General features: G+C 56.7%; 19 protein-coding genes. 8 read left to right on the top strand and 11 right to left on the bottom strand.

Annotated elements, in window-relative coordinates:
- Together dapD and ACOTXC_RS19030 are read left to right on the top strand one after the other, a co-directional pair.
- Positions 1-825 carry a 2,3,4,5-tetrahydropyridine-2,6-dicarboxylate N-succinyltransferase gene (gene dapD / locus ACOTXC_RS19035; RefSeq protein WP_023299365.1) on the top strand — a complete coding sequence of 275 codons (825 nt, stop codon included), beginning with the start codon at positions 1-3 and terminating at the stop codon, positions 823-825.
- Positions 826-936: 111 nt separating this feature from the next.
- The gene (locus tag ACOTXC_RS19030) at positions 937-1,326 is read left to right on the top strand and encodes a DUF3461 family protein (protein ID WP_022647102.1); all 390 of its coding nucleotides are present in this window, start codon (positions 937-939) and stop codon (positions 1,324-1,326) included.
- An 89-nt stretch (positions 1,327-1,415) separates the two neighbouring features.
- Here ACOTXC_RS19030 and ACOTXC_RS19025 read toward each other — a convergent pair whose 3' ends face one another.
- The 3 genes from ACOTXC_RS19025 to dgt all read right to left on the bottom strand — a co-directional run bounded on the left by ACOTXC_RS19025 (position 1,416) and on the right by dgt (position 5,800).
- A complete protein-coding gene (locus ACOTXC_RS19025) occupies positions 1,416-2,573 on the bottom strand; it encodes a CdaR family transcriptional regulator (protein ID WP_003856217.1) in 1,158 nt (385 codons plus the stop codon).
- 146 nt (positions 2,574-2,719) lie between these two features.
- On the bottom strand, positions 2,720-4,153 hold the full coding sequence (gene degP, locus ACOTXC_RS19020) for a serine endoprotease DegP (RefSeq protein ID WP_022647101.1): 1,434 nt from the start codon (positions 4,151-4,153) through the stop codon (positions 2,720-2,722).
- Positions 4,154-4,285: 132 nt separating this feature from the next.
- The gene (gene dgt, locus ACOTXC_RS19015) at positions 4,286-5,800 is read right to left on the bottom strand and encodes a dGTPase (protein ID WP_421767905.1); all 1,515 of its coding nucleotides are present in this window, start codon (positions 5,798-5,800) and stop codon (positions 4,286-4,288) included.
- An 82-nt stretch (positions 5,801-5,882) separates the two neighbouring features.
- Between dgt and mtnN the strand changes: the two genes are divergently transcribed.
- The 3 genes from mtnN to ACOTXC_RS19000 are packed head-to-tail and all read left to right on the top strand — an operon-like array spanning position 5,883 to position 8,030.
- Positions 5,883-6,581: a 5'-methylthioadenosine/S-adenosylhomocysteine nucleosidase gene (mtnN, locus tag ACOTXC_RS19010; RefSeq protein ID WP_003856223.1), complete on the top strand. Its 699-nt coding sequence runs from the start codon at positions 5,883-5,885 to the stop codon at positions 6,579-6,581.
- A complete protein-coding gene (gene btuF, locus ACOTXC_RS19005) occupies positions 6,574-7,383 on the top strand; it encodes a vitamin B12 ABC transporter substrate-binding protein BtuF (RefSeq protein WP_022647099.1) in 810 nt (269 codons plus the stop codon). Before mtnN ends, btuF begins: the two co-directional genes overlap by 8 nt.
- Positions 7,384-7,406: 23 nt before the next feature.
- Positions 7,407-8,030, top strand: a complete 624-nt coding sequence (locus tag ACOTXC_RS19000; RefSeq protein ID WP_003856227.1) for a TRIC cation channel family protein — start codon at positions 7,407-7,409, stop codon at positions 8,028-8,030.
- Positions 8,031-8,087: 57 nt separating this feature from the next.
- Here the strand turns inward: ACOTXC_RS19000 and erpA are convergent, their stop codons facing one another.
- Both erpA and clcA read right to left on the bottom strand, forming a co-directional pair.
- The gene (gene erpA / locus ACOTXC_RS18995; protein WP_003856230.1) at positions 8,088-8,432 is read right to left on the bottom strand and encodes an iron-sulfur cluster insertion protein ErpA; all 345 of its coding nucleotides are present in this window, start codon (positions 8,430-8,432) and stop codon (positions 8,088-8,090) included.
- Positions 8,433-8,517: 85 nt separating this feature from the next.
- Positions 8,518-9,918: a H(+)/Cl(-) exchange transporter ClcA gene (gene clcA / locus ACOTXC_RS18990; protein ID WP_022647097.1), complete on the bottom strand. Its 1,401-nt coding sequence runs from the start codon at positions 9,916-9,918 to the stop codon at positions 8,518-8,520.
- A gap of 177 nt (positions 9,919-10,095) precedes the next feature.
- On the opposite strand from clcA, the gene hemL reads away from it, so the two are divergent.
- Entirely contained in the window at positions 10,096-11,376 is a 1,281-nt protein-coding gene (gene hemL, locus ACOTXC_RS18985; protein WP_063148456.1) for a glutamate-1-semialdehyde 2,1-aminomutase, read from the top strand.
- 93 nt (positions 11,377-11,469) lie between these two features.
- Here the strand turns inward: hemL and fhuB are convergent, their stop codons facing one another.
- The 6 genes from fhuB to hrpB all read right to left on the bottom strand — a co-directional run bounded on the left by fhuB (position 11,470) and on the right by hrpB (position 22,823).
- Positions 11,470-13,452, bottom strand: coding sequence for a Fe(3+)-hydroxamate ABC transporter permease FhuB (gene fhuB / locus ACOTXC_RS18980; RefSeq protein ID WP_032625558.1), 1,983 nt, complete (start codon positions 13,450-13,452; stop codon positions 11,470-11,472).
- Positions 13,449-14,339, bottom strand: a complete 891-nt coding sequence (fhuD, locus tag ACOTXC_RS18975; protein ID WP_421767904.1) for a Fe(3+)-hydroxamate ABC transporter substrate-binding protein FhuD — start codon at positions 14,337-14,339, stop codon at positions 13,449-13,451. The genes fhuB and fhuD overlap by 4 nt, the downstream gene beginning before the upstream one ends.
- The gene (gene fhuC, locus ACOTXC_RS18970; protein WP_022647093.1) at positions 14,339-15,136 is read right to left on the bottom strand and encodes a Fe3+-hydroxamate ABC transporter ATP-binding protein FhuC; all 798 of its coding nucleotides are present in this window, start codon (positions 15,134-15,136) and stop codon (positions 14,339-14,341) included. Before fhuC ends, fhuD begins: the two co-directional genes overlap by 1 nt.
- 50 nt (positions 15,137-15,186) lie before the next feature.
- Positions 15,187-17,436 (bottom strand): ferrichrome porin FhuA, encoded by a 2,250-nt coding sequence (gene fhuA, locus ACOTXC_RS18965; RefSeq protein ID WP_045308079.1) that lies wholly within the window; start codon positions 17,434-17,436, stop codon positions 15,187-15,189.
- 237 nt (positions 17,437-17,673) lie between these two features.
- Positions 17,674-20,196 carry a bifunctional glycosyl transferase/transpeptidase gene (gene mrcB, locus ACOTXC_RS18960; RefSeq protein ID WP_063146440.1) on the bottom strand — a complete coding sequence of 841 codons (2,523 nt, stop codon included), beginning with the start codon at positions 20,194-20,196 and terminating at the stop codon, positions 17,674-17,676.
- A gap of 197 nt (positions 20,197-20,393) precedes the next feature.
- Entirely contained in the window at positions 20,394-22,823 is a 2,430-nt protein-coding gene (gene hrpB, locus ACOTXC_RS18955; RefSeq protein WP_063150269.1) for an ATP-dependent helicase HrpB, read from the bottom strand.
- A 73-nt stretch (positions 22,824-22,896) separates the two neighbouring features.
- Here hrpB and thpR point away from each other — a divergent pair, with 73 nt between their 5' ends.
- Positions 22,897-23,451 (top strand): RNA 2',3'-cyclic phosphodiesterase, encoded by a 555-nt coding sequence (gene thpR / locus ACOTXC_RS18950; protein WP_003856249.1) that lies wholly within the window; start codon positions 22,897-22,899, stop codon positions 23,449-23,451.
- On the top strand, positions 23,441-24,145 hold the full coding sequence (gene sfsA, locus ACOTXC_RS18945) for a DNA/RNA nuclease SfsA (protein ID WP_032625548.1): 705 nt from the start codon (positions 23,441-23,443) through the stop codon (positions 24,143-24,145). The genes thpR and sfsA overlap by 11 nt, the downstream gene beginning before the upstream one ends.
- The last annotated feature ends 93 nt before the right edge of the window (positions 24,146-24,238 follow it).

Raw genomic sequence — 24,238 nt, 5'->3', positions numbered from 1 at the left:
ATGCAGCAGTTACAGAACGTTATTGAGTCCGCTTTTGAGCGTCGCGCCGACATCACTCCGGCAAATGTGGATACCGTGACCCGTGAAGCGGTAAACCAGGTTATTTCCCTGCTGGATTCCGGCGCGCTGCGCGTGGCAGAAAAAATCGACGGTCAGTGGGTTACTCATCAATGGCTGAAGAAAGCTGTGCTGCTCTCTTTCCGTATCAACGATAACCAGGTTATCGACGGAGCAGAAAGCCGCTACTTCGATAAAGTGCCAATGAAGTTCGCTGACTACGACGAAGCGCGCTTCCAGAAAGAGGGCTTCCGCGTAGTACCACCGGCAGCCGTTCGTCAGGGTGCATACATCGCACGCAACACCGTGCTGATGCCATCCTACGTGAACATCGGCGCCTACGTTGACGAAGGCACCATGGTGGACACCTGGGCTACCGTCGGCTCCTGCGCGCAGATCGGTAAAAATGTTCACCTGTCCGGCGGCGTCGGCATTGGTGGCGTTCTGGAGCCACTTCAGGCAAACCCAACCATCATCGAAGACAACTGCTTCATCGGCGCACGTTCCGAAGTGGTTGAAGGCGTGATCGTCGAAGAAGGTTCTGTGATCTCCATGGGCGTGTACATTGGCCAGAGCACCCGTATTTACGATCGCGAAACCGGTGAAATTCACTACGGCCGCGTTCCAGCCGGTTCCGTTGTGGTTTCCGGCAACCTGCCGTCTAAAGATGGCAAATACAGCCTGTACTGCGCGGTCATCGTGAAAAAAGTGGATGCGAAAACGCGCGGTAAAGTGGGCATCAATGAACTGCTGCGCACCATCGATTAATCGGGTATAACAAAAAGCGGGGGCAACCCCGCTTTTTTTATATCCGAAGGTGGCGAAAATAGATTTTTTCGTTAATTATTCATAGGTTATGTTGAGATCAAGGGTACCGCTATGTACGATAATCTGAAAAGTCTGGGCATTACCAATCCTGATGAAATTGATCGTTATAGTCTCCGCCAGGAAGCCAATAACGATATTTTGAAAATCTATTTTCACAAGGACAAAGGAGAGTTCTTCGCCAAAAGCGTGAAATTTAAATACCCACGCCAGCGTAAGACCGTTGTCGCTGACGGTATCGGTCAGGGATATAAAGAAGTACAGGAAATCAGCCCTAACCTGCGCTACGTTATCGACGAACTCGATCAAATCTGCCAGCGCGATCGCAGCGAAGTCGATCTGAAACGTAAGATCCTTGACGACCTGCGTCACCTGGAAAGTGTTGTTACCCATAAGATCAGCGAAATTGAAGCTGATCTTGAGAAATTGACGCGTAACAAATGAGCCGTTTTATTGCCCGGTGGCGCTTCGCTTACCGGGCCTACGAACGCATGTAGGCCGGGTAAGGCGAAGCCGCCACCCGGCAAACAGCATCATCTTTGTTCATCCAGCTGCAACGCCACATACAGCAGTAGCCGGTCGTCAAAATTCCCTAAATCCAGCCCCGTCAGTTCCGAGATCCGGTTTAACCTATACTCCAGCGTATTACGGTGAATAAACAGCGCTTTTGACGTTGCCAGCGGCTGCACGTTATGCCGGAACCACGCCTGCAACGTGCGGCGCAGCAGCCCGTTGTTGTCCATCGCTTTCAGACGCACAAGCGGGCGCGCCAGCTCGTTGGCCTGCCAGCCACCGCGCAAACTGTCGAGCAGAACCGGCAGCATCAGATCCTGATAGAAATAACTGCGGCTCTCCGGCATGCGCTGTTTACCCACCATCATGGTAGTGCGCGCCGTTCGCCATGAACGGGCGATACTTCCCGGCCCGGTAAAGTAATTTCCCAGCGCGACGCGAAAACGGAGCTGTCCGTTCTCCTTCATGCGCTCGATGAGCAGCTCAACGCGGCGACGATGATCTTCCGCGTCCCAGCGGCCAAACTGATTAAGCGCAGGCTTGAGCACCACCATTTCCGTCAAAGAGACGATTGCCACCAGGTTGTTACGCTCCGGCGTCGCCAGCATATTTTGCAGCTGCTGTAGCTCCACCATGGCGCTGTCCACACCAAGCTGGCCGCTATCCACCTCAATCACGGCGACCACGCGCGGCTGATTCAGGTCGATACCCAGACGCTGCGCCCACTCGCTCAGGGCAGGCGTGTGCTCCTCCGCCTGGATCAAATTCATCACCAGCTCTTCACGCAGGCGGCTGTCCTGGGCGAGCAGGTGCATCAGACGCGACTGCTCCAGCATCATCTCCGCCGTCATGCAGACCAGCTCGCCGTATTTACGCAGCGATTCAGGATCGCCGGTCAGACCGATAACGCCAACAATCTCTCCTTCCAGACGCAGCGGCAGGTTGATCCCCTGACGGACCCCGTGCAGATGTTTCGCCACGGCGTCATCAATGTCGACCACGCGCCCCTGAGAGAGCACCAGCAACGCCCCTTCGTGCAATTCACCAATACGCTCACGATCGCCGCTGCCGATAATGCGCCCTCGGGCGTCCATTACGTTGATATTGGTATCGATGATTCGCATGGTGCGCGCCACGATATCCTGCGCCATTTTGGTATCAAGATGCCAGCCAGCCATATAACCCTCCCGTGAGCAGAGCTCAAGCATAGGGAAGTTCAGCTAAGGCTGCATTGTGCAGATGCCCAAAGGCAGAGAGAGATGTATGGAGTTGTGGGAAAGGTCACAGAAAAGAGAAAGCCCCTGCGAACAGGGGCTTAAGAAGATTACTGCATCAGGAGATAAATAGAGGTATCACCACGCTGAATATTCAGTGCCAGCACGGACGGCTTGCTGTCGAGAATTTTGCGCAGTTCAGCGATGTTTTTCACCGGCTGCTGGTTAGCGCCCATGATCACATCACCTTTTTTCAGGCCGATACGGGCAGCAGGTGAGTTCGCTTTCACGTTGTTCACCACCACGCCTTTATCTGCCCCTTTGTTGCTCATCTCAGCACCTTCAATACCGCTGAAGATGGTGCTGGAATCCACCTGATTCTGACTGCTCTGTTGCAGTTCCAGGCTCACGTTAACTGGCTTACCTTCACGCAGCAGGCCGAGGGTCACTTTACTGCCGATTGGCATAGAACCCACTTCCGCACGCAGGGCGGCAAAGCTGCTGATCGGTTTACCGTTCAGAGAGGTGATCACGTCACCCGCTTTAATGCCGGCTTTCGCCGCTGAAGAGTTCGGCATGACCTGGCTCACGAATGCGCCGCGCTGAGCGTCCACTTTCATCGCTTTCGCCAGCTCGGAGTTCAGCTCGGTCCCCATGATACCCAGCTCACCGCGTTTCACCTGTCCATATTGCACCATCTGCGCAGTCAGGTTTTTCACCATGTTGCTCGGGATAGCAAAGCCGATACCGATGTTGCCACCGTCCGGTGCCAGGATAGCGGTGTTGATACCGATCAGTTCACCGTTCAGGTTAACCAGCGCACCGCCGGAGTTACCGCGGTTAATGGCCGCATCCGTCTGGATGAAGTTTTCATAGTTTTCCGCATTCAGGCCGCTACGTCCCAGCGCGGAGACGATACCCGAGGTCACGGTTTCGCCCAGACCAAACGGGTTACCGATGGCGACAGTGTAGTCACCCACGCGCAGCGCGTCAGAGTCGGCAAGCTTAATCGCCGTCAGGTTCTTCGGATCCTGAATTTGAATCAGTGCGATATCGGAGCGCGGGTCTTTACCGACCACTTTGGCATCGAATTTACGGCCATCGCTCATCTGAACCTTAATGGTGTTAGCATTATCTACCACGTGGTTATTGGTCACCACGTAGCCTTTCGCTGCATCAATAATAACGCCCGAGCCGAGTGCCATGAATTTCTGCTGCTGGCCGCCGCCCTGACCGTCATCCCCTGCGCCGCCGCCCTGACAGAACGGGGAGCTCTGGAATGGCGAACCGTCCTGGCAGAATGGCGAATTGTCGCCGAAGAACTGCTGGAAATTACGCGGCATACGCGGCGTATTGACGGTTGTGCTGCCCTCAACGTTAATACTCACCACCGATGGCATCACTTTTTCGAGCATCGGGGCCAGGCTTGGCATCTGCTGCGCAGTCGCTGCCGAGGAAGCTGTCTCGGCCGCCGTCGCCAGAGGGGACAACGCTAAACCTAAACTCAGAGCCAGTGCACTCATTGCTAATGTGGTTTTTTTCATGTTTCTCAATCTCGATTTACCAGATAACGCAAAATTGCTGTGTAACTCAGATTCGTTTTATACCGCTTAGTTCCGGGATTAAGTTTATGGAAAAAGTAAAAATTTATTGGTCGTCTTTACAAAACTCATGGCTTATTCAACGGCCATAAGCTTGCGGTATTCATCCCAGGCATACAAATCTGTCATCCCGCTGATATAGTCCTGGATAAGACGACAGCGATAATAATATTCCATGACTGGCCATTGGGAAGAATGACGATCTATTTTACTGACGGCCTCAATGTATGCCAGCCGGTGACGGGTTGAAAGCTTCTGATAGAGACGAGATTCAATCGGCAGGCGGCGAACACGTTCATTTTCGACCAGCTCGCAAAACTCATCGACCGTCAGCTGGAGCAGCGGGCCATAAATTTCCAGCAAACCGCTGATAACCCGGTATCCTTGCAGCTCCAGTTGTTCGACATCCGGGTGGCTGAAAACATGGCGAACAGCCACGTTTTTATATAATTCAAGCAGCTGACTAAAACTGCTCTCATCTTCCAGCAGGGCGTGATTAAATTCCCCGCTAAATATCATCGGCAAATTATCAATGAAACGGGCGGCCGCATACGGCACCAGTTTATTCAGCGTATTGACCCGCAAATACATAAAGAACTGATCTTCGGTACTGCGGCTCAGCGAATTTGAACGCGATTTATCCCAGGCATTCTCGACGACCTGTGCAAACAGAGAACCTTTTTCATGCTCTCCCCAGGCATCGTGAAGATGCTGATACAGCTCCTCGACGCTGAATATTCTTTTTTCCACTGCGTCTTCCAGATCGGCCACGCAATAAGAAATGTCATCAGCCGCTTCCATAATCCACGTCAATGGAAAACGGCCATTCGGCGTTAGCGAAAGTTCTTTACGCAACCGTTCAATGTACGCTTCTTCCGACAGGTAATAGCCCGGTTTTTTCATCAGGTAGCTATGGGTGGCAGGCGTTTCCCCCATCCACCACGCGGGACGCGTGTATTTGAGAATACAGCCCACCTGCGCCCAGGTCAGATTCATGCGCATCAGGGAGTGCACCAGACGGATCCCCTGCGCGTTACCTTCGAAATGACACAGATCCTGACGCACCTTGCGGCGCAGATCGTTCAGGCTATCTTCGCCCTCACGCAGGCGTAAATCGCGTACCACACAGCGGTCATCGCTGAGCGGCTGGCTTATGGCGTCAGAGGGAAAAAGCCGCTGTTTAAACCAGTCATTGATGGCGGCCTCGCCGAAATGACCAAAGGGAGGATTGCCGATATCGTGCATCAGGCAGGCCATCTCAACGATGCTTTCGAACGGCCCGGTCAGTTCATCCAGCCCGTAGGTTTCCAGCAGACGTTGCTCTTTGAGACGGCTGAGGATCTCTTTCGCAATGTGGCGCCCCACCTGCTGCACTTCCATGGAGTGCGTTAACCGCGTACGCACCGCAGCGTTACGCTCCAGCGGGAACACCTGGGTTTTTTGCTGTAACCGGCGGATGGCGGGCGAATTGATGATGCGTCCGCGATCGCTTTCAAAAATGCGCAGGATCTCATGTTCGCTCTTATCGCCCTGTGGCGAACGGAAACGTCGGTGCCAGTTAATTTTGGTGCGAAAATCGATTGGTGCCATGTGCTCCCCCGCGTGAGAATGCGTTTCCCCTTAACCGCATGATAGACTATGCATCTTAACAAGGCACATCGCGAGTAAATCTATGAAAATCGGCATTATTGGTGCAATGGAAGAAGAAGTTACGCTGCTGCGTGACAAAATTGAGAACCGTCAGACCCTCTCCCTTGGTGGCTGTGAGATCTACACCGGCCAGCTGAACGGCGTTGACGTGGCTCTGCTGAAATCAGGCATCGGTAAAGTTGCAGCGGCACTGGGCGCGACCCTGCTGCTTGAGCGCTGCAAGCCTGACGTTATCATTAATACAGGTTCGGCGGGCGGTCTGGCGCCGACGCTGAAAGTGGGCGATATCGTGGTTTCCGACGAAGCGCGTTACCACGATGCAGATGTCACCGCATTCGGCTACGAATATGGTCAGCTTCCGGGCTGCCCGGCCGGGTTTAAAGCGGATGATAAGCTGATTGCCGCCGCTGAAAGCTGCATTAACGAGCTGAACCTCAATGCGGTGCGTGGCCTGATCGTCAGCGGCGATGCCTTTATCAACGGCTCTGTTGGTCTGGCGAAAATCCGTCATAACTTCCCGCAGGCTGTGGCCGTTGAGATGGAAGCCACGGCCATTGCGCACGTGTGCCATAACTTCAGCGTGCCGTTCGTGGTCGTTCGCGCGATCTCTGACGTGGCGGACCAGCAGTCCCACATCAGCTTCGACGAGTTCCTGGCCGTTGCGGCCAAACAGTCCACCGTGATGGTGGAAACCCTGGTGCAGAAACTGGCGCGTGGGTAAGGTGTCATTCAGGGCGCTGGTCGCCCTGCTTCTGCTCGCCCCGGCCTGGCTCATCGCCGCGCCGCGGGTGATCACACTCTCCCCTGCCAATACGGAACTGGCGTTTGCCGCCGGGATTACGCCCGTTGCGGTGAGCAGCTTTTCCGATTATCCACCGCAGGCCGCCCAAATCGAACAGGTTGCCACCTGGCAGGGAATGAACCTGGAACGCATCGTGGCGCTGAAGCCCGATCTGGTTCTTGCCTGGCGCGGTGGTAATGCCGAACGACAGGTGAACCAGCTCTCTTCGCTGGGAATAACGGTAAAATGGGTAGATGCGGTGAGCATCGAACAGGTGGCGCAAACCCTCCGTGACCTCGCGCCCTTCAGCCCTACCCCCCAACGCGCCGAGCACGCTGCACAGCAGATGCTCAACGACTATGCTGCGCTAAAAACCCGATACGGCACGCAACCGAAACAACGCGTTTTTCTGCAATTTGGCAGCCAGCCGCTGTTCACTACCGGGAAAGGTTCGATCCAGAACCAGGTGCTTGAGATCTGTGGAGGTGAAAATATCTTTGCCGAAAGCCGGGTCCCCTGGCCGCAGGTCAGTCGTGAGCAGGTTCTGGCGCGACAACCGCAGGCCATTGTGGTGGTCGGAAATGCGAGCGAGATTCCTAAAATAGAACAATTCTGGCATCGGCAGCTTAAAATTCCGGTCATCGCACTCAACAGCGACTGGTTTGAACGCGCCAGCCCGCGTATTATCCTCGCCGCAAAACAACTCTGCGCCGAACTGGCAGAGAGTCACTCAAACAGATAAATACCCTATTCGAGGATTTAACGATGCTCGTGTATTGGCTGGATATTCTTGGCACAGCCGTTTTTGCTATCTCCGGCGTTTTGCTTGCCGGAAAACTACGCATGGATCCTTTTGGCGTACTGGTGCTCGGCGTCGTTACGGCGGTAGGCGGCGGAACGATTCGCGATATGGCGCTGGCAAACGGCCCGGTATTCTGGGTAAAAGATCCAACGGATCTGGTGGTGGCGATGGTCACCTGCCTGTTAACCATCGTGCTGGTTCGTCAGCCTCGCAGACTACCAAAATGGATATTGCCAGTGCTGGATGCCGTCGGTCTGGCGGTCTTTGTGGGAATAGGCGTGAATAAAGCCTTTATTGCCGGGACTGGCCCGCTGGTGGCGATCTGTATGGGCGTGTTGACCGGCGTGGGCGGAGGGATTATTCGCGACATTCTGGCGCGAGAAGTCCCGATGATCCTGCGAACGGAAATCTACGCGACGGCCTGTATCATCGGGGGGATTGTTCACGCCACGGCGTATTACACCTTTGCTGTCCCGCTGGAAAACGCGGCGATGCTGGGGATGGTGGTAACGCTGGTGATCCGTTTAGCGGCGATACGCTGGCACCTGAAGCTGCCGACGTTTGCACTGGATGAAAATTCAAGATAGGTATCGTTTATAAGCCCGGTGGCGCTTCGCTTACCGGGCCTACAATTTGCATTCAGGTTAAATACTGAATGAAGAACCACACCCGCAGGTGCTGGTCGCATTCGGGTTAGTCACCACAAAGCGCGAACCTTCCAGACCTTCAGTGTAGTCCACTGAACCGCCCACCAGATATTGCAGGCTCATCGGATCAACCACCAGCGCGACGCCCTGTTTCTCGATAGTCATATCACCATCGTTAACCTGGTCGTCAAAGGTAAAACCATACTGGAAGCCACTACAGCCGCCGCCGGTAATATAAACACGCAGTTTCAGATCCGGATTGTCCTCGTCGGCAATCAGGGTTTTCACTTTTTTCGCTGCTGCTTCGGTAAATTCCAGCGGCAACGCTACGTCATCACTCATCTTATGCTCCCATGAATACTGCGACTGCTATTGGGTAAAAATCACCCAATTCTTTTTGTCATTATCTAATACCCTGGTAATTCATTCAAGTATTCTGCTTCAGGGCCTGTTCAGCTTCCTGTTTCGCCAGGGTACGGGCAAGAATGGTGGAGTATAGCGGTTTTCCACCCAGGAATTGGGCTAATAGTGTCGCGCCGAGGCAGGTAATGATCATTGGCAAAATGAGCTGGTAATTGTCGGTCATTTCCAGCACCAGCACGATCCCGGTCAGCGGCGCACGCAGGGAGGCCGCCAGCAGCGCCCCCATTCCCGCAACCGCAAACGTCCCCGCATCCAGATGGTAGGCCGGGAAGCCTGCCGCCGCCGCCATCCCGAACGCCGTACCCAGCAGCGTCCCCAGCGCCAGCATCGGGGCGAAAATGCCGCCCGGGGCACCAGAGGAGAAGCACAATACCGTGGTGATGACGCGTGAAATAAACATAAACAGCAGCAGGCCTACGCTGAAATTCCCCGCCGCGGCAATGGGAATCAGACCGAAACCGCCGCCCGCCGCATTCGGTTCGATAAAACCGAGGATCCCGCACACGCCACCAAGCAGGCCCCCCACCAGCACCCATTTCGTGGTATTTCCGCCATGGATGCGCTGAAACATATCCTGCGCCCGTAAAATCAGGGTGTTAAAAAGCGGGCCAACGACGCCAAAAATCATCCCAAGAATCAGATACAGCCACAAAGTATTGACCGGCGCATTAGTTAGCTTGCCAACTTCAATCACCGCCCCTTCGCCGTTAAAGACGCGAAAGACAATGCTCGACATAATCACGCCGGTAAACACCGCTTTAATGGAGATCAGGTTGTAGCGGAACTGGGCGCGCATCTCTTCAATGATAAACAGGATACCTGCCAGCGGCGCGTTAAACGCGGCAGACAGCCCGGCCGCCGCCCCCGTTGCCAGCAGCGTATGGCGCGCTTCGGCGCTGCGCATACGGAACAGATCGCCGACCATGCGCCCGACGTTACCGCCCAGCTGTACCGTTGGTCCTTCCCGACCGAGCACCATGCCCGCCCCGAGCGTTCCCATCCCGCCGATAAATTTCACAGGAAGCACGCGCCACCAGCGAACCGGGCGTAGCTCTTCCAGCGCCCCCTCAATTTCAGGGATCCCCGAGCCGCCTGCTTCAGGTGCGAATTTACGCACCAGAAAATAGCCCACCATGGCAAACAGCGCCGAAAGGCCAAAGGCCCACACCCAGACCAGCCATTCACGATCCGCGAAGCTGGCGACGGTACCTATGCGCCAGTTGAGCACCGCATTGACGGCTTTCTCAAACGCGACGCCTACCAGCCCGGCCAGCGTGCCCACAACGGCGGCTGCCACCAGAATGGCTAACGGGGTTTTGTCACGGTTGAGCAGTCGCCGGATACTGACCCGGTGCTTCGCGCGCGTAAACTGTTGTTGTTCAAAAGAAGGCGTGTTCTCGTTCATTACCTGTTCTGTTTCGTCATACAAAAGGCCGCAGGGATTCTACCAGAGACAATCCCCTCGTCCCCTGAAAAATACTTAACAATTGTTAAGCCTTCTATGGGGCAAAAATTTTATAACCTCTTCCGAATCACTTAGAATAGTTGCCTTAACTCATTTCTACGAACCAGGAACGACGCCATGAGCAAGTCTGAAAACCTCTACAGCGCAGCCCGCGAGCTAATCCCAGGCGGCGTAAACTCACCCGTGCGCGCCTTTACCGGCGTGGGTGGCACCCCGCTGTTTATCGAACGTGCGGATGGCGCATATCTGTATGATGTGGATGGTAAAGCCTATGTCGATTACGTCGGTTCCTGGGGTCCGATGGTACTGGGGCATAACCACCCGGCGATCCGCAACGCGGTGATTGAAGCCGCTCAGCGCGGCCTGAGCTTCGGTGCGCCAACCGAGATGGAAGTCAAAATGGCGGAGTTGGTCACCGAACTGGTGCCAACGATGGACATGGTGCGTATGGTGAACTCCGGTACCGAAGCGACCATGAGCGCTATCCGTCTGGCGCGCGGTTTTACCGGCCGTGACAAGATCATCAAGTTCGAAGGTTGTTATCACGGCCATGCCGACTGTCTGCTGGTGAAAGCCGGTTCCGGCGCGCTGACCCTCGGACAGCCAAACTCTCCGGGGGTGCCGGCTGATTTCGCGAAACACACGTTGACCTGCACCTATAACGACCTGAGCACCGTTCGCGCCGCGTTCGAGCAGTATCCGCAGGAGATCGCCTGCATCATCGTTGAGCCAGTTGCGGGCAACATGAACTGTATCCCACCGCAGCCGGATTTCCTGCCGGGCCTGCGCGCCCTGTGCGATGAGTTCGGCGCGCTGCTGATCATCGACGAAGTGATGACCGGCTTCCGCGTGGCGCTGGCGGGGGCGCAGTCATACTACGGCGTGGAGCCGGATCTGACCTGCCTCGGCAAAATCATTGGCGGCGGCATGCCTGTCGGCGCGTTTGGCGGGCGTAAGGACGTCATGGACGCGCTGGCGCCAACCGGTCCGGTTTACCAGGCGGGTACGCTCTCCGGTAACCCGATTGCGATGGCGGCGGGCTTTGCCTGTCTGACCGAAGTGGCGCAGCCGGGTATCCACGAAACCTTGACGGACCGGACGACGCAACTGGCAAACGGTTTGCTGGAAGCCGCAGAAGATGCGGGTATTCCACTGGTGGTGAACCACGTGGGCGGGATGTTCGGGATTTTCTTCACCGATGCGAAAACCGTGACCTGCTATCAGGACGTGGTGAAATGCGACGTGGAACGCTTCAAATGCTTCTTCCACCTGATGCTGGAAGAAGGCGTGTATCTTGCCCCGTCAGCGTTTGAAGCGGGCTTTATGTCCGTGGCGCACAGCGAAGAAGATATCAATAACACTATCGACGCAGCGCGTAAGGTATTTGCGAAGCTGTAAAATGTGCGGCTTGATGCCCTCACCCCAACCCTCTCCCACAGGGAGAGGGAGCAAACACTAAAACGGCAATCTAAGGATTGCCGTTTACTTTTATTACCGACTCTGCTTTCTCAACAGATAAATAAAGTAAGGCGCGCCGATAAAGGTCGACAGGAGGCCCGCCGGGATCTGATACGGGAACAGCACCATCCTTCCGCACCAGTCAGCAAAGACCAGGATCGCCCCGCCCGTCAGCGCAGAGATCACGATATGCGGCAAAGTCCTGCGGAAACCCATCATACGGGCGATATGCGGCGCCATTAATCCGACAAAACTGAGCGGGCCGATAGTCATGGTGGCCGTCGCCGTCAGGCACGCGGCCAGCAGCAACAGCGCAATGCGCGTCGGCGTCAGCGCCACCCCGACCGCGCGGGCGGTATCCCCACCCAGCGGCAGAATGGTCATCCAGCGGCGGCACAGCGGCACAATCGCCAGCAGCACGATCATCACAATCCCGGTATGCACCACCTGACTGCCGGTGGCGTTGTATGTTGAACCGGAAATCCATGTCAGGATCTGCGCCATGCGCGGATCGCCGCTCGCCTGCAACATCATCAGCAGCATAGTAAACGCGGTGCTGAGCGCCATCCCGGCCAGCAGCATGCGGTGAGGTGAGAAACCACCTCGCCCGGAGGCGATCAGGATAATCATCAGCGTGACTGCCGCACCGATACTCCCGGCAGGCATCAGCCAGCCGAACGCATTTCCCGGTACGAGGAACAACATCAACACTACGCCAAACGCGGCCCCGGAGCTGATCCCTAATACTTCCGGGCTTGCCATCGGGTTGCCGGTGAGACGCTGGATAATACAGCCCGCCACCGCCAGCATGACGCCCGCAATCAGCGCGGAGAAAATCCGCGGCCAGCGCCACTGCATGAGTTCATGCAGCAAATCCCCCGTTGCCCAGTGCCAGCCCGTGGCGTCGCGTCCCAGCGAGAGTGCGGCAAACGAGGCGATAACCAGCACTGCCAGCCCGGCAAGGCTGAACCACACCACCGACTGACGCTCGGCATGCACTTTATCGCCGGCATCCATTGCCGGAGCGCTAATGCTGCGCAGGCGCGGCAGCAGCCACAGCAGCAGCGGCGCGCCGATCAGGGCCGTCACCGAGCCCGTGGAAACTTCCATCCAGACGCGCGCCAGCCAGAGAATGAGCTGATCGGAAAGCCAGAGTATCAGCGCACCAATCAGCGGCGCCAGCATCAGACGCGCCAGCAGACGGCGCGCGCCGAGCATTTTTGCCAGCAATGGCGCAAACAGGCCGATAAACCCGATGATGCCGACGGCGTTAACCAGTAACGCGCTCAGCACAATCGCCAGGGTCAGGGCCGCCAGACGGGCCAGCGACAGCGCCAGCCCGAGATTGCGCGCCACGCCGTCATCGAGGCCCATCAGCGTGAGCGGACGCAGCAGCAGCAGCGTCAGCACCACGCCGCCAAACAGCTGCGGCCACAGACGCTGGACGATACTCCAGTCGGTCTGGGTGAGCGTGCCGGTACTCCACATAAACATGCTTTGCAGCTGGTCGTGGTGAAACAGCACCAGCAGCTGGTTGATCGCCCCACAGTAGAGGCTGACGACCAGCCCCGCGAGGATCAGCGTGACCGGTGAGAGACGTTTTCCCCAGGCTACGCCAAAGACCAGCGCACCGACCACGCATGCGCCTGCCAGCGCGGCAAACTGCGAGGTTAACGCTCCCGGCAGGGTCCAGAGCGTGGTGATGGTGATCCCCAGCTGAGCCCCCGTCGCCACGCCCAGCGTGGTTGGCTCCGCCAGCGGGTTACGTAGCACCTGCTGAAACAGTACGCCCACCAGTCCCAGTCCCGCCCCGACCAGCAGGGAGATAGCCAGACGCGGCAGCAGGCTGTAGTGGAACAGCATTTGCTGAATATTGTCGATATCCGGTGCGGCAAACGCGGCTGCCCACTGATCGCGCGGTAACGCCGTGGTCAGGTTAAAGCCGGTTAATGCCAGGGCAGCCAGAAAAATGAGCGCTAGCAGTAACATCGGGAAACGGGCCATACGCGTGCTCATGCCTTGCCTCCCAGTGCATTGTCCAGCACGCGGGCAAAATGCATGGCCGACAGCGTCGCGCCGTAGAACCATACCGCTGGCGCGCGCAGGAAGCGCTGCTCGCGGACGAACGGCATTGCCTGCCAGAGCGGAGCCGCCATCAGGGTTTGCATTTCGCGCTCATTGCCGTGGTCAAAGCACAGCACGTCCACATCACGAAACGCCGCCAGACGGTCAATCCCCACGGCGGTACTGCCCCAGAACGTCATCTCGCCTTCCCAGGCATTGCGAATGCCAAAACTGTCGAGTACTTCCTGGAACAGACAGTTATTTCCAAAGACCAGCATATGGCGGGCATCCAGCAGGGTCACCATCAGCAAAGGCCGATCGCCACGGTGGGCAAAGCGCGGCTTGAGGGAATCAATCAGCGCATCAAATTCATCGAGATGTTTTTTCGCCTCAGCCTCACGGTTGAGGAACTGCGCCATCTCGTGGATGGAATTTTTTGCCATGGTCAGCGGCTTTTTACCGTCGCTAAAGGAAAAGCCCCGTCCGGGCGCAATCTTCGCCATGGTCTCTTCCGACGGGCCATACCCCGCAGACCAGAATAAATAAGACGGTTTCATCTGGGTGAGAAGCTCAAGGTTCGGCTCCGTACGCAGACCGATGTCGATGACGGAGTCCGGCAGTTTTGGCTCATTCACCCACAGGGTGTAGTTAGGAATATCGGCCACGCCGTAAGGCGTCACGCCCAGCGCCATCATCAGTTCGACGGGCAACCACTCCAGCGCCACGATGCGGTGCGGATCGACTGCGGCAGCGCGGGCCGGGCCCATCTTTAACAGCAGAGGTGAGAGTGCCATGGCCGTTAGCAGGCGACGGCGGCTAATTAATGTTGGATCCAGCATCAGTAGACAAAGCTCACGGGTGCAGCCCCGGCCGGGTGAGGCAGAATGCCCATAGGAATACCGTAGATATGTTCCAGCGTTTCGCTGCGCATCAGTTCGGCAGGCGTACCCTGAGCGATCATTTCACCGCCGCGCAGCGCTACCAGATAGTCGCAGTAGCGTGCCGCCATGTTGATATCATGCAGAACGGCAATCACAGTCAGGCCGCGCTGCTGGCTTAAGCGATGCACCAGCGCCAGGACGTCAACCTGATGAGCAATATCCAGCGCTGAAGTGGGTTCGTCGAGCAGCAGGCAGCGGCTGTCCTGCGCTACCAGCATCGCGATCCATGCGCGCTGACGCTCGCCACCGGACAGGCTATCCACCAGACGGTGCGCCAGCGGTTTTAACCCAACCAGCGCGATAGCCTCTTCCACTTTCTCTCTGTCAGCAACGCCAAAACGCCCGAGCGCACCGTGCCACGGATAACGTCCAATCGCCACCAGCTCGCGCACCGTCATCCCCTCCGCCTGCGGCAACTGCTGCGGCAGATAGGCCACCTTGCGGGCAAAGGCCTTACTGCTCCAGCTCGCCAGCGGCTGGTCATCCAGCAGAATGTCGCCCTCGGACGGCGGCTGATGACGGCCCAGCATCTTCAGCAGCGTCGATTTACCGGAACCATTGTGCCCGATTAAACCGGTCACTTTACCTGCGGGAAACGTCAAAGAGAGCGGATGCAGCAAGGTGCGCCCGGGTACGCGAAAGGAGAGATTGTTGAGCGTGAAGGTGGAGTCGGATTGCGTTTTAGTATCCTGCATGTCAGCCAACTTAAATAAAAAGGGCACGGCGAACCGTGCCCATAAAGAGGTTAGAAGCGGAAGGTCGCCGTGGCAACAACCTGGCGTTCAGCACCCCAGAAGCAACCGTAGGTGTTGAAGCAGCTTGCAACGTACTCACGATCGAACAGGTTGTTCACGTGAAGCGCGACGTTTGAGCCGGCCATGCCTACACGCGCCAGATCGTATCTGACCAGTGCATCAACCAGCGTATAGCTTCCAACAGTGAAGCTATTCGCCGGGTCACCTTTGCTGGAGCTGGTGTAACGCACACCAGTACCCAGCGTCAGGCCAGACAGCGGGCCATCAAACATCGTGTAATCACCCCACACGGATGCCATATGTTTTGGCACCTGCGCCGGTGTGTTGCCTTTGTAGTTAGTGTCGGTGGTGTATTCAGCATCGGTATAGGTATAAGAACCTACAACGTTAACGCTTGCAGAGAGCGCCGCTTTCGCTTCCAGCTCTACGCCACGGGCGCGGATCTCACCGCCTTCAACGGAGAAGAATGAGCCCGCCGGGTCAGCCATCAGGTTGTTGGTTTTGGTCAGCTGATACACTGCACCGGTGATCACGATCGGACGATCGTTCGGCACGTATTTCACGCCCGCTTCGTACTGCTTGCCTTTAGACGGTGAGAACAGTTTACCCTGAGCATCGGTCTGTGAAGCCGGTTCAAAGGATTCGCTGTAGCTGAAGTAAGGGGTTACGCCGTTATCGAACAGATAGTTAACGCCGCCACGCCAGGTAAACTGGGTATCATCACGTTTGGAGGTGGTATTCAATACACGGTTGTAGGACTCCTGATCGGCCCAGTCGTAACGGCCGCCTAGAGTAACCAGTACTTTATCCCACTGCGCCTGATCCTGAACATACAAACCGGTCTGTTTCTGACGGTTGAGGATCTGATATGCACCGGAGGTTGCAGGATCTTTTGAGCCAAAATCGAAATCGCTGCTTACCGGATTGTAGAGATCCAGCAACGGTACCGAGTCGTCATAGCCAAACCAGGAGTTGATATCATTGCGCATACGCATAAAGTCAACACCAGTCAGCAGGATATGGTCTACCTGCCCGGTCGCAAATTTGCTCTGCAACTGAGTATCAACGGTGAAGTTTTGCAGTTTTTCATTATCAACAACATATTTACGTGCCAGATAATGACCTTTATCGGCAGGAGCTAACGCAGCACACTGTTTGCTGCCGCTATTTGCCGGATCGGTACATACACCGTAGCCGTAAACGCTGTTTTGCGAGGTTTTATTCTCGGCAAAACGCAGGTTCTGACGCACGGTAAAGGTGTCGTTAAATTCGTGGTCGAAGCTATACCCAACCATTTTCTGGTTACGGGAATAGGTATTGTTCTTCGCACCTTCGTTGAAGTCCGTCGACAGACGATCACCGTTTGGCAGCGGATCGACCGTTCCCTCTTTTGGCAGCCAGCCGTAATAGCCTGTTTCAGGCTCGTTCTGGAAGTAGGAAAGGAAAGTGAAAGTCGTTTTATCATCCGGACGCCAGGAGAAAGATGGCGCGATGGCATAACGCTGCTCGCCTTTATTTTCCTGCTGTGCGTTGTTAGAACGCGCAACCCCCGTCAGGCGGTAGGAGTAAACGCCGTCATCGTCGATGGCATCGCTGAAGTCAAAGCCGGTCTGGAACAGGCTGTCAGTACCAGCTTTAAACTGGATCTCTTTCAGCGGCTCTGTTGTTGGACGCTTACTCACCATGTTCAGCAGGCCACCAGGGCTGCTTTTTCCGTACAGAACGGAAACCGGACCGCGCATGATTTCAGCGCGCTCCAGCATATAAGGATCAATCACCGCGTCGTTATAGAAGTTGCCCTGCATCTTCATACCATCGAGGTAGTTGTTCTGGCTCTGACCATCGGCCGCGAAACCGCGAATAACCAGGTAGTCGTAAGTATTAGAAGCACCACGGGTGCCTACCGCAACGCCCGGGGTATAGCTCAGAGCTTCTTTAACGGAACGTGGCTGATGCAACGCCATCTCTTCGGAAGTTACCACAGAAATAGACTGTGGAACCTTTTGAATTGGCGTGTCTGTTTTGGTTCCAGTCGCAGAATGGCGAGCGGCGATAGTCGCAGCAGGACCCCAGGCACTTTCCTGTGCAGCCGGTGCGGCAGTCACGGTGATGGTTTCTTCTTTCTTGGGGGTTTCAGCGGCCTGTGCATAAGCAGACATGCCGGCAACCGCTGTGGCTACGACGGCTGCGATTTTACGCAGCGACGTGTTAATTGGCTGAGCAGTATTGGAAAGCGCCATGATGGATCTCTGATGAAAAAGGTGAATGATAACGTAAACGAGAATTATTATTATGACCGCAGAATAATATGCGAAACGCTGACGGCATAGCAAGCGATATGCGGCCCTACAAGAATTGAGGGTTTAAGAAATAATCAACGGAAAACGGGTCGTTAATAAGGATTGAAAACAGGGTTAAGGAAATGAGTTGCTGAGGTGAAAAAATACCCCCTTCCAGGGAAGGGGGTGTCATAAGGGCTAGTTGCCGCCGAACATATCCTTGATCCAGCCGGCGACGCCGTCGCTGTCTTTCTTCTCGTTCTGCTGCTGCGGCTGCTGCTGCGGCTGCTGAGGTTGAGAAGACTGATCGAACGGGTTACCTGTCGGTTCTTCTGGCTGGCTTTGCTGGCACAGCGCATCCGGGTTGGTCGTCCAGACCGGCAGCGAACGCACGCCGCCGCCGCAGATGAAGTTACCCGAGCTGTCCACGCCCATATCGACGATATCTTCCGGGGCAACGAGGTTCAGCGGCACCGGAGACTGATTTGCCAGATAACGCTGGTAAATCGACATCGCGCCGCTCGCACCATACAGTTTGGTCGGCTGGTTGTTATCGCGGCCCACCCAGGTGATCACTACTTCACGGCCATCAATACCGGCGAACCAGGTATCGACGTTGTTGTTGGTAGTCCCGGTTTTACCTGCCAGATGCAGACCAGGATACTTCGCCCCCAGCTGACGCCCGGTACCGCGCTGGACCACCTGCTGCATGGTCCACAGCGTCATATAGGCCGCCTGCGCCGGAACAGCGCGCTCAGCCTGCGGGAAGCTCTGATACAGCACGGAGCCATCTTCGGCAATCACCGAACGCAGGGCGGAGAGCGGAGCACGGTTACCGCCGCTGGCGATGGTCTGGAACGCCTGGGCCACTTCGATTGGCGTCAGGTTAAGCGCCCCCAGGATCATCGCTGGCACAGGGTGCAGCTGATCTTTCGGTACGCCCAGCTTCTGCCAGGTGTCGGTGATGGCGGGGAGGCCCAGCGCCATGCCGAGGTTAACAGTCGGCACGTTCATCGAGCGGGTTAACGCATCCACCAGCATCACCTGGCCGCTGAACTGCTTATCATCGTTCTGCGGAGACCACACCTGGCCGTTAGGCTGGCGCAGGGAGATTGGCGCATCGGCAATCCAGGTGTTCAGTCGATAGAGATTCGGCTGGCTCAGCGCGGTCAGATAGGTCGCCGGTTTTGCCAGTGAACCAATCGAACGACGCGCCTGCATCGCGCGGTTATAGCCCGCATACTGCGGCTCGGCGCCGCCCACCATGGCGCGAACTTCGCCGGTGTTGCGATCAACTACCACCATCGCGGTTTCCAGATCGCTCAGCTTACGCTGCTTCTTCAGAACCGGAATACCTTCAACCGCCGCTTTTTCTGCCGCATCCTGCGCCACGGAGTCAAAGGTGGTGAAGATCTTCACCCCGGAGAGATCTTTCACTTTATCTCCGAGCTTAGACTGCAACTCCTGACGTACCATCTGCATAAAGGCAGGCTGCGGAGAGATCACCCCACCGCGCGGCTGAACGCCCAGCGGACGCGCGCTCAGCATGTCGTACAGCTCCTGGTCAATCACCTGCTGTTGTTGCAGCAGACGCAGCACCAGGTTACGACGCTCCAGCGCCAGTTTCGGGTTACGCCACGGGTTGTAGATCGACGCGCCTTTTACCATGCCCACCAGCAGCGCCTGCTGGTCAAGGCTAAGCTCTTCTACCGGACGGCCAAAGTAGTACAGGCTCGCCAGCGGGAAGCCGCGGATCTCGTTATCGCCGCTCTGACCGAGGTACACCTCGTTCATGTACAGCTCAAGAATACGATCCTTGCTGTAGCGCGCATCCATCAGCACGGCCATGTACGCTTCGTTGGCTTTACGCCAGTAAGAGCGCTCGCTGGAGAGGAACAGGTTTTTCACCAGCTGCTGGGTCAGGGTACTCGCCCCCTGCACCGTACGCCCCGCGGTCAGGTTCGCCAGTACCGCACGACCAATGGAGTAAAGGCTAATACCGTCGTGCTCGTAGAAGTGGCGGTCTTCGGTTGCCAGCAGGGTATCCACCAGCAGATCCGGGAAGCCGTTACGCGCCACGAACAGGCGCTGTTCGCCGTTTGCGGACGACAGCATGGTGATGAGACGCGGATCGAGACGGAAGAAACCGAACTGGCGATCGTTATCCATGTTCTCAATGGTTTCCAGGCGATCGCCGTCAAAGGTCAGACGCGCGCGCACCTGCCCCTCTTTACTGTCCGGGAAGTCGAACGGACGGCGGATCATCTCAATGCTTTTCGCCTGGACGGTAAATTCACCCGGACGGGTCATTTTCGTGACCTGACGATACTGCGTGGCTTGCAGCAGCTTCACCATCTCGTTCTTGCTGATGGACATGTCCGGCTCAAGGTTCACCATGCGGCCGTACACTGCCGCAGGCAATTGCCAGACTTTCCCGTCAATACGGCTGCGGATCTTCTGATCCAGATAAACGCCGTAAATCGCGATCAGAACAACAAAAACAATAAACAGCTTCAGCAGCAGCCAGAACCAGCCGCGCTTACCACGAGGCTTACGCCCTTTGCCTTTCCCTTTACGCGGCATCGGTTCTTCATCCTCATAATCGTCTTCATAGTCATCGTCATACTCCTCATCTCTGAGGCGACGACGGCTTACCTTTTCTTTCGCCGGACGCGTCGGCTTTCCCTTACGTCCTATTGGCTCGCGGTCATTCCCCGCCATGCTTTTTCTCCGCAACATTCAGGCGCAAAGGCCAGATTTTCTTATCTTGCACAGGTCAGTGAAAGAAGAAATCTCTCAAAATAAACAGCAAGACTTTCCTGACAGGAAAGTCTTTAGTGTTTTCTCCCTCTCCCTGTGGGAGAGGGCCGGGGTGAGGGCATCAGGCCGCACTTTCCCTTTCAGGCCGCACTCCCCCATTACGAATATTTCTTCGTGCGCCGTGTCGGCGCGGTATTCGCCGGATCGTCCGGCCAGACGTGTTTGGGATATCGCCCCTTCATCTCTTTCTGCACTTCACGATAGCTCCCCGCCCAGAACGCACCCAGATCGCGGGTGATCTGCAAGGGACGATGCGCAGGCGAAAGCAGCTCAAGCACTAACGGCACGCGCCCTTCAGCGATGGACGGCGTGGTGGCCTCACCAAACATCTCCTGCATCCGAACCGCCAGCGCTGGCGGATTATCCTCATGATAACGAATGGCAATCCGACTCCCGGTTGGCACAGTGTAATGCCCAGGCAGTTCACTATCCAGACGTTGACGTAACGACCAGTCCAGTAAATTCTGTAACGCTGCCTTAACATCAAGCGCCTTCAGGGCGCGCAGGGAGTGTACGCCGCTCATCTGCGGCAACAACCACTGTTCGAGCGTCGCGAGCAGCGTCTCATCATCCACCGCTGGCCACCCCTGTTCCGGCAGCCACTTCGCGGCGCAGTGCAGACGTATACGATATTGTTCAGCCTCAGGCGTCCAGTTCAACACGCTCAGCCCTTTTTCCCGAATGCCGTTCAGCATCGCCTGGTGTAACTCTTCCTCCGACGGCTTAGCCAGCGGTTTTGTCCCGAGCGTCAGTTTGCCAATCTGGCTACGACGGAACGCCTTCAGCGTGCCCTGGGCATCATCCCATTCGACGATGTCAGATTGCTGAAGCAGCTGCGGGCAGGCACGCGTCAGGGCGTCAATATCTACGGCAACCGCCTGCAAGATGCGCGCATCCGGGGAGTGACTACCCTGGAGTAAGAGCGGCGCGATCAGCCATTCATGACGCGTCAGAGCATCATCGCTGTCCAGCATCGCGCCCATCCCATTTGCCAGTTGATAACGACCATCCAGCCCGCGACGGCGCGCGATCCTGTCCGGGAAGGCCTGGGCCAGAAGAGGGATAACTTTATCGCTGTCAGGCGATCCTCCCCGGCTCTTCAGGCGGTGACACAACTGCTGCGCGCGCTGTTGCCAGTTTCCCTGCTGGCGTGAAAAGGCCTGTCCCAGATCGCTGCTGCCACCGCGCGGCGGCTCCTCAAGAATAGCCGCCAGTTTTGCCGCCGTGGCAATTTCATCGTCGCCTTGTGCTGCCACCAGCATCGTAGCCAGACGCGGATCGTTGCCCAGCACCGCCATTTTCTGGCCGCGCGCCGTCAGTCGCTCGCCTTCCAGCGCGCCAAGCTGGGTCAGCAGGCTGCGCGCGGCGGAAAGGTTCACAACAGGCGGAGGATTAAGCCAGGTGAGCTGGTCAGGGTCCGGGCAGCCCCACTGCATCAGATCCATTACCAGCCCGGAGAGATCGCTTTGTAAAATCTCAGGCGTACTCTGCAATGCCGCACGCTCCGCCTGCTCGGCGCTGGTTAAATGCAGGCAAATACCCGGCTCAAGACGCCCTGCTCGGCCTGCGCGCTGCACCATTGAGGCCTGGCTGATGCGCTGCGTCAGTAGCCTGGTCAGCCCGGTACGCGGATCAAAACTGGCCACCCTCTCCTGCGTACTGTCCACCACCAGGCGAATGCCTTCGATGGTCAAACTGGTTTCGGCGATATTGGTCGCCAGTACCACTTTGCGCTGCCCCGCCGGTGCGGGAAGGATCGCCTTGCGCTGGTCAGCCAAATGCAGCGCGCCGTAGAGCGGACACAGCATAACGTCACTGCTCACCCGGGATGCCAGCTGCTCCTGTACGCGCTGGATTTCGCCTAGGCCGGGTAAAAAAAGCAGCAGCGAGCCGGGTTCCTGACGGAGCAATTCGGCGGTGGCGATGGCAACGGCTTCGTCAAAACGCTGATGGGCAGGCAGCGGCTGATAGCGGCGCTCGACCGGGAACGCACGCCCTTCAGAGGAGATCATCGGCGCGTCAGGGAGCGTCTGCCGGAGCCGCTCGTTATCCAGCGTCGCCGACATAATCAGCAGCCGAAGGTCGTCGCGCAGCCCCTGCTGAACGTCGAGCAGCAGCGCAAGGGCCAGATCGGCCTGGAGGCTGCGCTCGTGAAATTCATCAAGGATCACCAGCCCGACGCCGCTCAGCTCCGGATCGTTTTGCAGCATACGGGTAAGAATGCCTTCAGTGACCACCTCCAGCCGCGTAGACGGGCCAATGCAGGTTTCGGCGCGCATCCGGTACCCTACCGTCTCGCCCGGTTTTTCATTCAGCAGTTCCGCCAGGCGCTGCGCCACATTGCGCGCCGCCAGCCTGCGCGGTTCCAGCAGGATAATTTTCCCGCTGATGCTCCCCTCGCGCAGAATTTGCAGGGGCAGCCAGGTGGATTTACCCGCTCCGGTGGGCGCGCTGAGCAAAACCTGTGGCGCATGTTCTAAGGCTGCGAGAAGCTCAGGAAGGACGACGGCGACGGGCAAAGAGGACACTTACGGCTCCAGAGGGTTAACATTAATCGGCGTACATTGTAGCATCGGCGCATATCATTACCGAGTCTTGCGCATGTCTGAGTCAAAACGGCTATTCTTCGCCATTGAATTACCCACCACGCTTCAACGGCAAATTGTTCGCTGGCGCGCCAGCCACTTCCCCGCGGAAGCGGGCCGCCCTGTCGTCGCCGCCAATATGCACCTGACGTTAGCTTTTCTTGGCGAGGTGAGCGCAGAAAAGCAGCGCGCGTTAAGCGCAATGGCCGGACGCATTTCTCAGCCGGGTTTTACGCTGCATCTTGACGATGCCGGGCAATGGCTGCGCTCTCGGGTGGTCTGGCTGGGGACGCGGCAGCCCCCTCGCGGACTGCTCCAGCTCGCAAATATGCTGCGGGCACAGGCCGCGCGCAGCGGCTGTTATCAGAGCCCGCAGCCGTTTCATCCCCACATTACCCTGCTGCGCGATGCGGGTCAGGCTGTTGCCATCCCGCCACCGGGCTTCCACTGGTCCTTTCAGGTGAATGAATTTGCGCTGTACGAATCTGCCTTTGTACAAGGACGCACCCGCTACACTCCGCTCCAGCGCTGGACGCTGGGCGACACGTTAAGGAATCCTGATGAAGTTTAGCCCTGCACTCCAGCCCGCCACGCTGATCCAGCGTTACAAACGCTTTCTCGCTGACGTGATCACGCCTGAGGGCGAAACGCTCACGCTGCATTGTCCTAACACCGGCGCCATGACCGGTTGCGCCACGCCGGGTGACACGGTCTGGTATTCCACATCAGAAAATACTAAACGCAAATATCCTCATACCTGGGAAATGACCGAGACGCAAAGCGGGGCATTTATTTGCGTTAATACCCTGCGCGCAAATCAGCTGGTTAAGGAAGCCCTGACAAATGGAATCCTTCCTGAACTGGTGGGTTACGGCACGCAAAAAAGCGAAGTGAAATATGGCGATGAAGGCAGCAGAATTGATTTTATGTTACAGGCGGAAGACCGCCCTGAGTGCTATATTGAAGTGAAATCAGTGACGTTAGCGGAAGAGGAAAACGGCTTCTTTCCGGATGCGGTAACGCTACGTGGCCAGAAGCATCTGCGGGAGCTAATGAGTGTAGCGGCGGCGGGCAAGCGCGCCGTGTTGCTGTTTGCGGTTCTGCATTCAGCCATTGAACGGTTTTCCCCGGCCCGTCATATTGATCCTAAATACGCGCAATTGTTGAATGAGGCACAAAAGCAGGGGGTAGAGATTTTCGCTTATAAAGCGGAACTTTCTGCCGATAATATGACTCTGAGATCCTCTCTTCCCATTGTCCTATAAGGGATTAGACGATTGACTAATAAGTGTTCTGGCCGCGTGCGCAAATACGCTTTTCCTCACAGGGTTGTCAAGTGTTACGTTTAGATAATTGCC

The sequence above is a fragment of the Enterobacter cloacae complex sp. IR5428 genome (genome assembly GCF_049238585.1).
GTDB classification, from domain to species: Bacteria; Pseudomonadota; Gammaproteobacteria; order Enterobacterales; family Enterobacteriaceae; genus Enterobacter; species Enterobacter intestinihominis.
Note: the sequence above shows the minus strand (reverse complement) of the source record. Positions and strands in the feature narration are given on the sequence as shown.

Bases quoted from the DNA above. Each gene is read 5' to 3' on its own strand.
- dapD (WP_023299365.1), top strand. From the start codon at position 1: ATGCAGCAGTTACAGAACGTTATTGAGTCCGCTTTTGAGCGTCGCGCC.
- ACOTXC_RS19030 (WP_022647102.1), top strand. From the start codon at position 937: ATGTACGATAATCTGAAAAGTCTGGGCATTACCAATCCTGATGAAATT.
- ACOTXC_RS19025 (WP_003856217.1), bottom strand. From the start codon at position 2,573: ATGGCTGGCTGGCATCTTGATACCAAAATGGCGCAGGATATCGTGGCG.
- degP (WP_022647101.1), bottom strand. From the start codon at position 4,153: ATGAAAAAAACCACATTAGCAATGAGTGCACTGGCTCTGAGTTTAGGT.
- dgt (WP_421767905.1), bottom strand. From the start codon at position 5,800: ATGGCACCAATCGATTTTCGCACCAAAATTAACTGGCACCGACGTTTC.
- mtnN (WP_003856223.1), top strand. From the start codon at position 5,883: ATGAAAATCGGCATTATTGGTGCAATGGAAGAAGAAGTTACGCTGCTG.
- ACOTXC_RS19000 (WP_003856227.1), top strand. From the start codon at position 7,407: ATGCTCGTGTATTGGCTGGATATTCTTGGCACAGCCGTTTTTGCTATC.
- erpA (WP_003856230.1), bottom strand. From the start codon at position 8,432: ATGAGTGATGACGTAGCGTTGCCGCTGGAATTTACCGAAGCAGCAGCG.
- clcA (WP_022647097.1), bottom strand. From the start codon at position 9,918: ATGAACGAGAACACGCCTTCTTTTGAACAACAACAGTTTACGCGCGCG.
- hemL (WP_063148456.1), top strand. From the start codon at position 10,096: ATGAGCAAGTCTGAAAACCTCTACAGCGCAGCCCGCGAGCTAATCCCA.
- fhuB (WP_032625558.1), bottom strand. From the start codon at position 13,452: ATGAGCACGCGTATGGCCCGTTTCCCGATGTTACTGCTAGCGCTCATT.
- fhuD (WP_421767904.1), bottom strand. From the start codon at position 14,339: ATGCTGGATCCAACATTAATTAGCCGCCGTCGCCTGCTAACGGCCATG.
- fhuC (WP_022647093.1), bottom strand. From the start codon at position 15,136: ATGCAGGATACTAAAACGCAATCCGACTCCACCTTCACGCTCAACAAT.
- fhuA (WP_045308079.1), bottom strand. From the start codon at position 17,436: ATGGCGCTTTCCAATACTGCTCAGCCAATTAACACGTCGCTGCGTAAA.
- mrcB (WP_063146440.1), bottom strand. From the start codon at position 20,196: ATGGCGGGGAATGACCGCGAGCCAATAGGACGTAAGGGAAAGCCGACG.
- thpR (WP_003856249.1), top strand. From the start codon at position 22,897: ATGTCTGAGTCAAAACGGCTATTCTTCGCCATTGAATTACCCACCACG.
- sfsA (WP_032625548.1), top strand. From the start codon at position 23,441: ATGAAGTTTAGCCCTGCACTCCAGCCCGCCACGCTGATCCAGCGTTAC.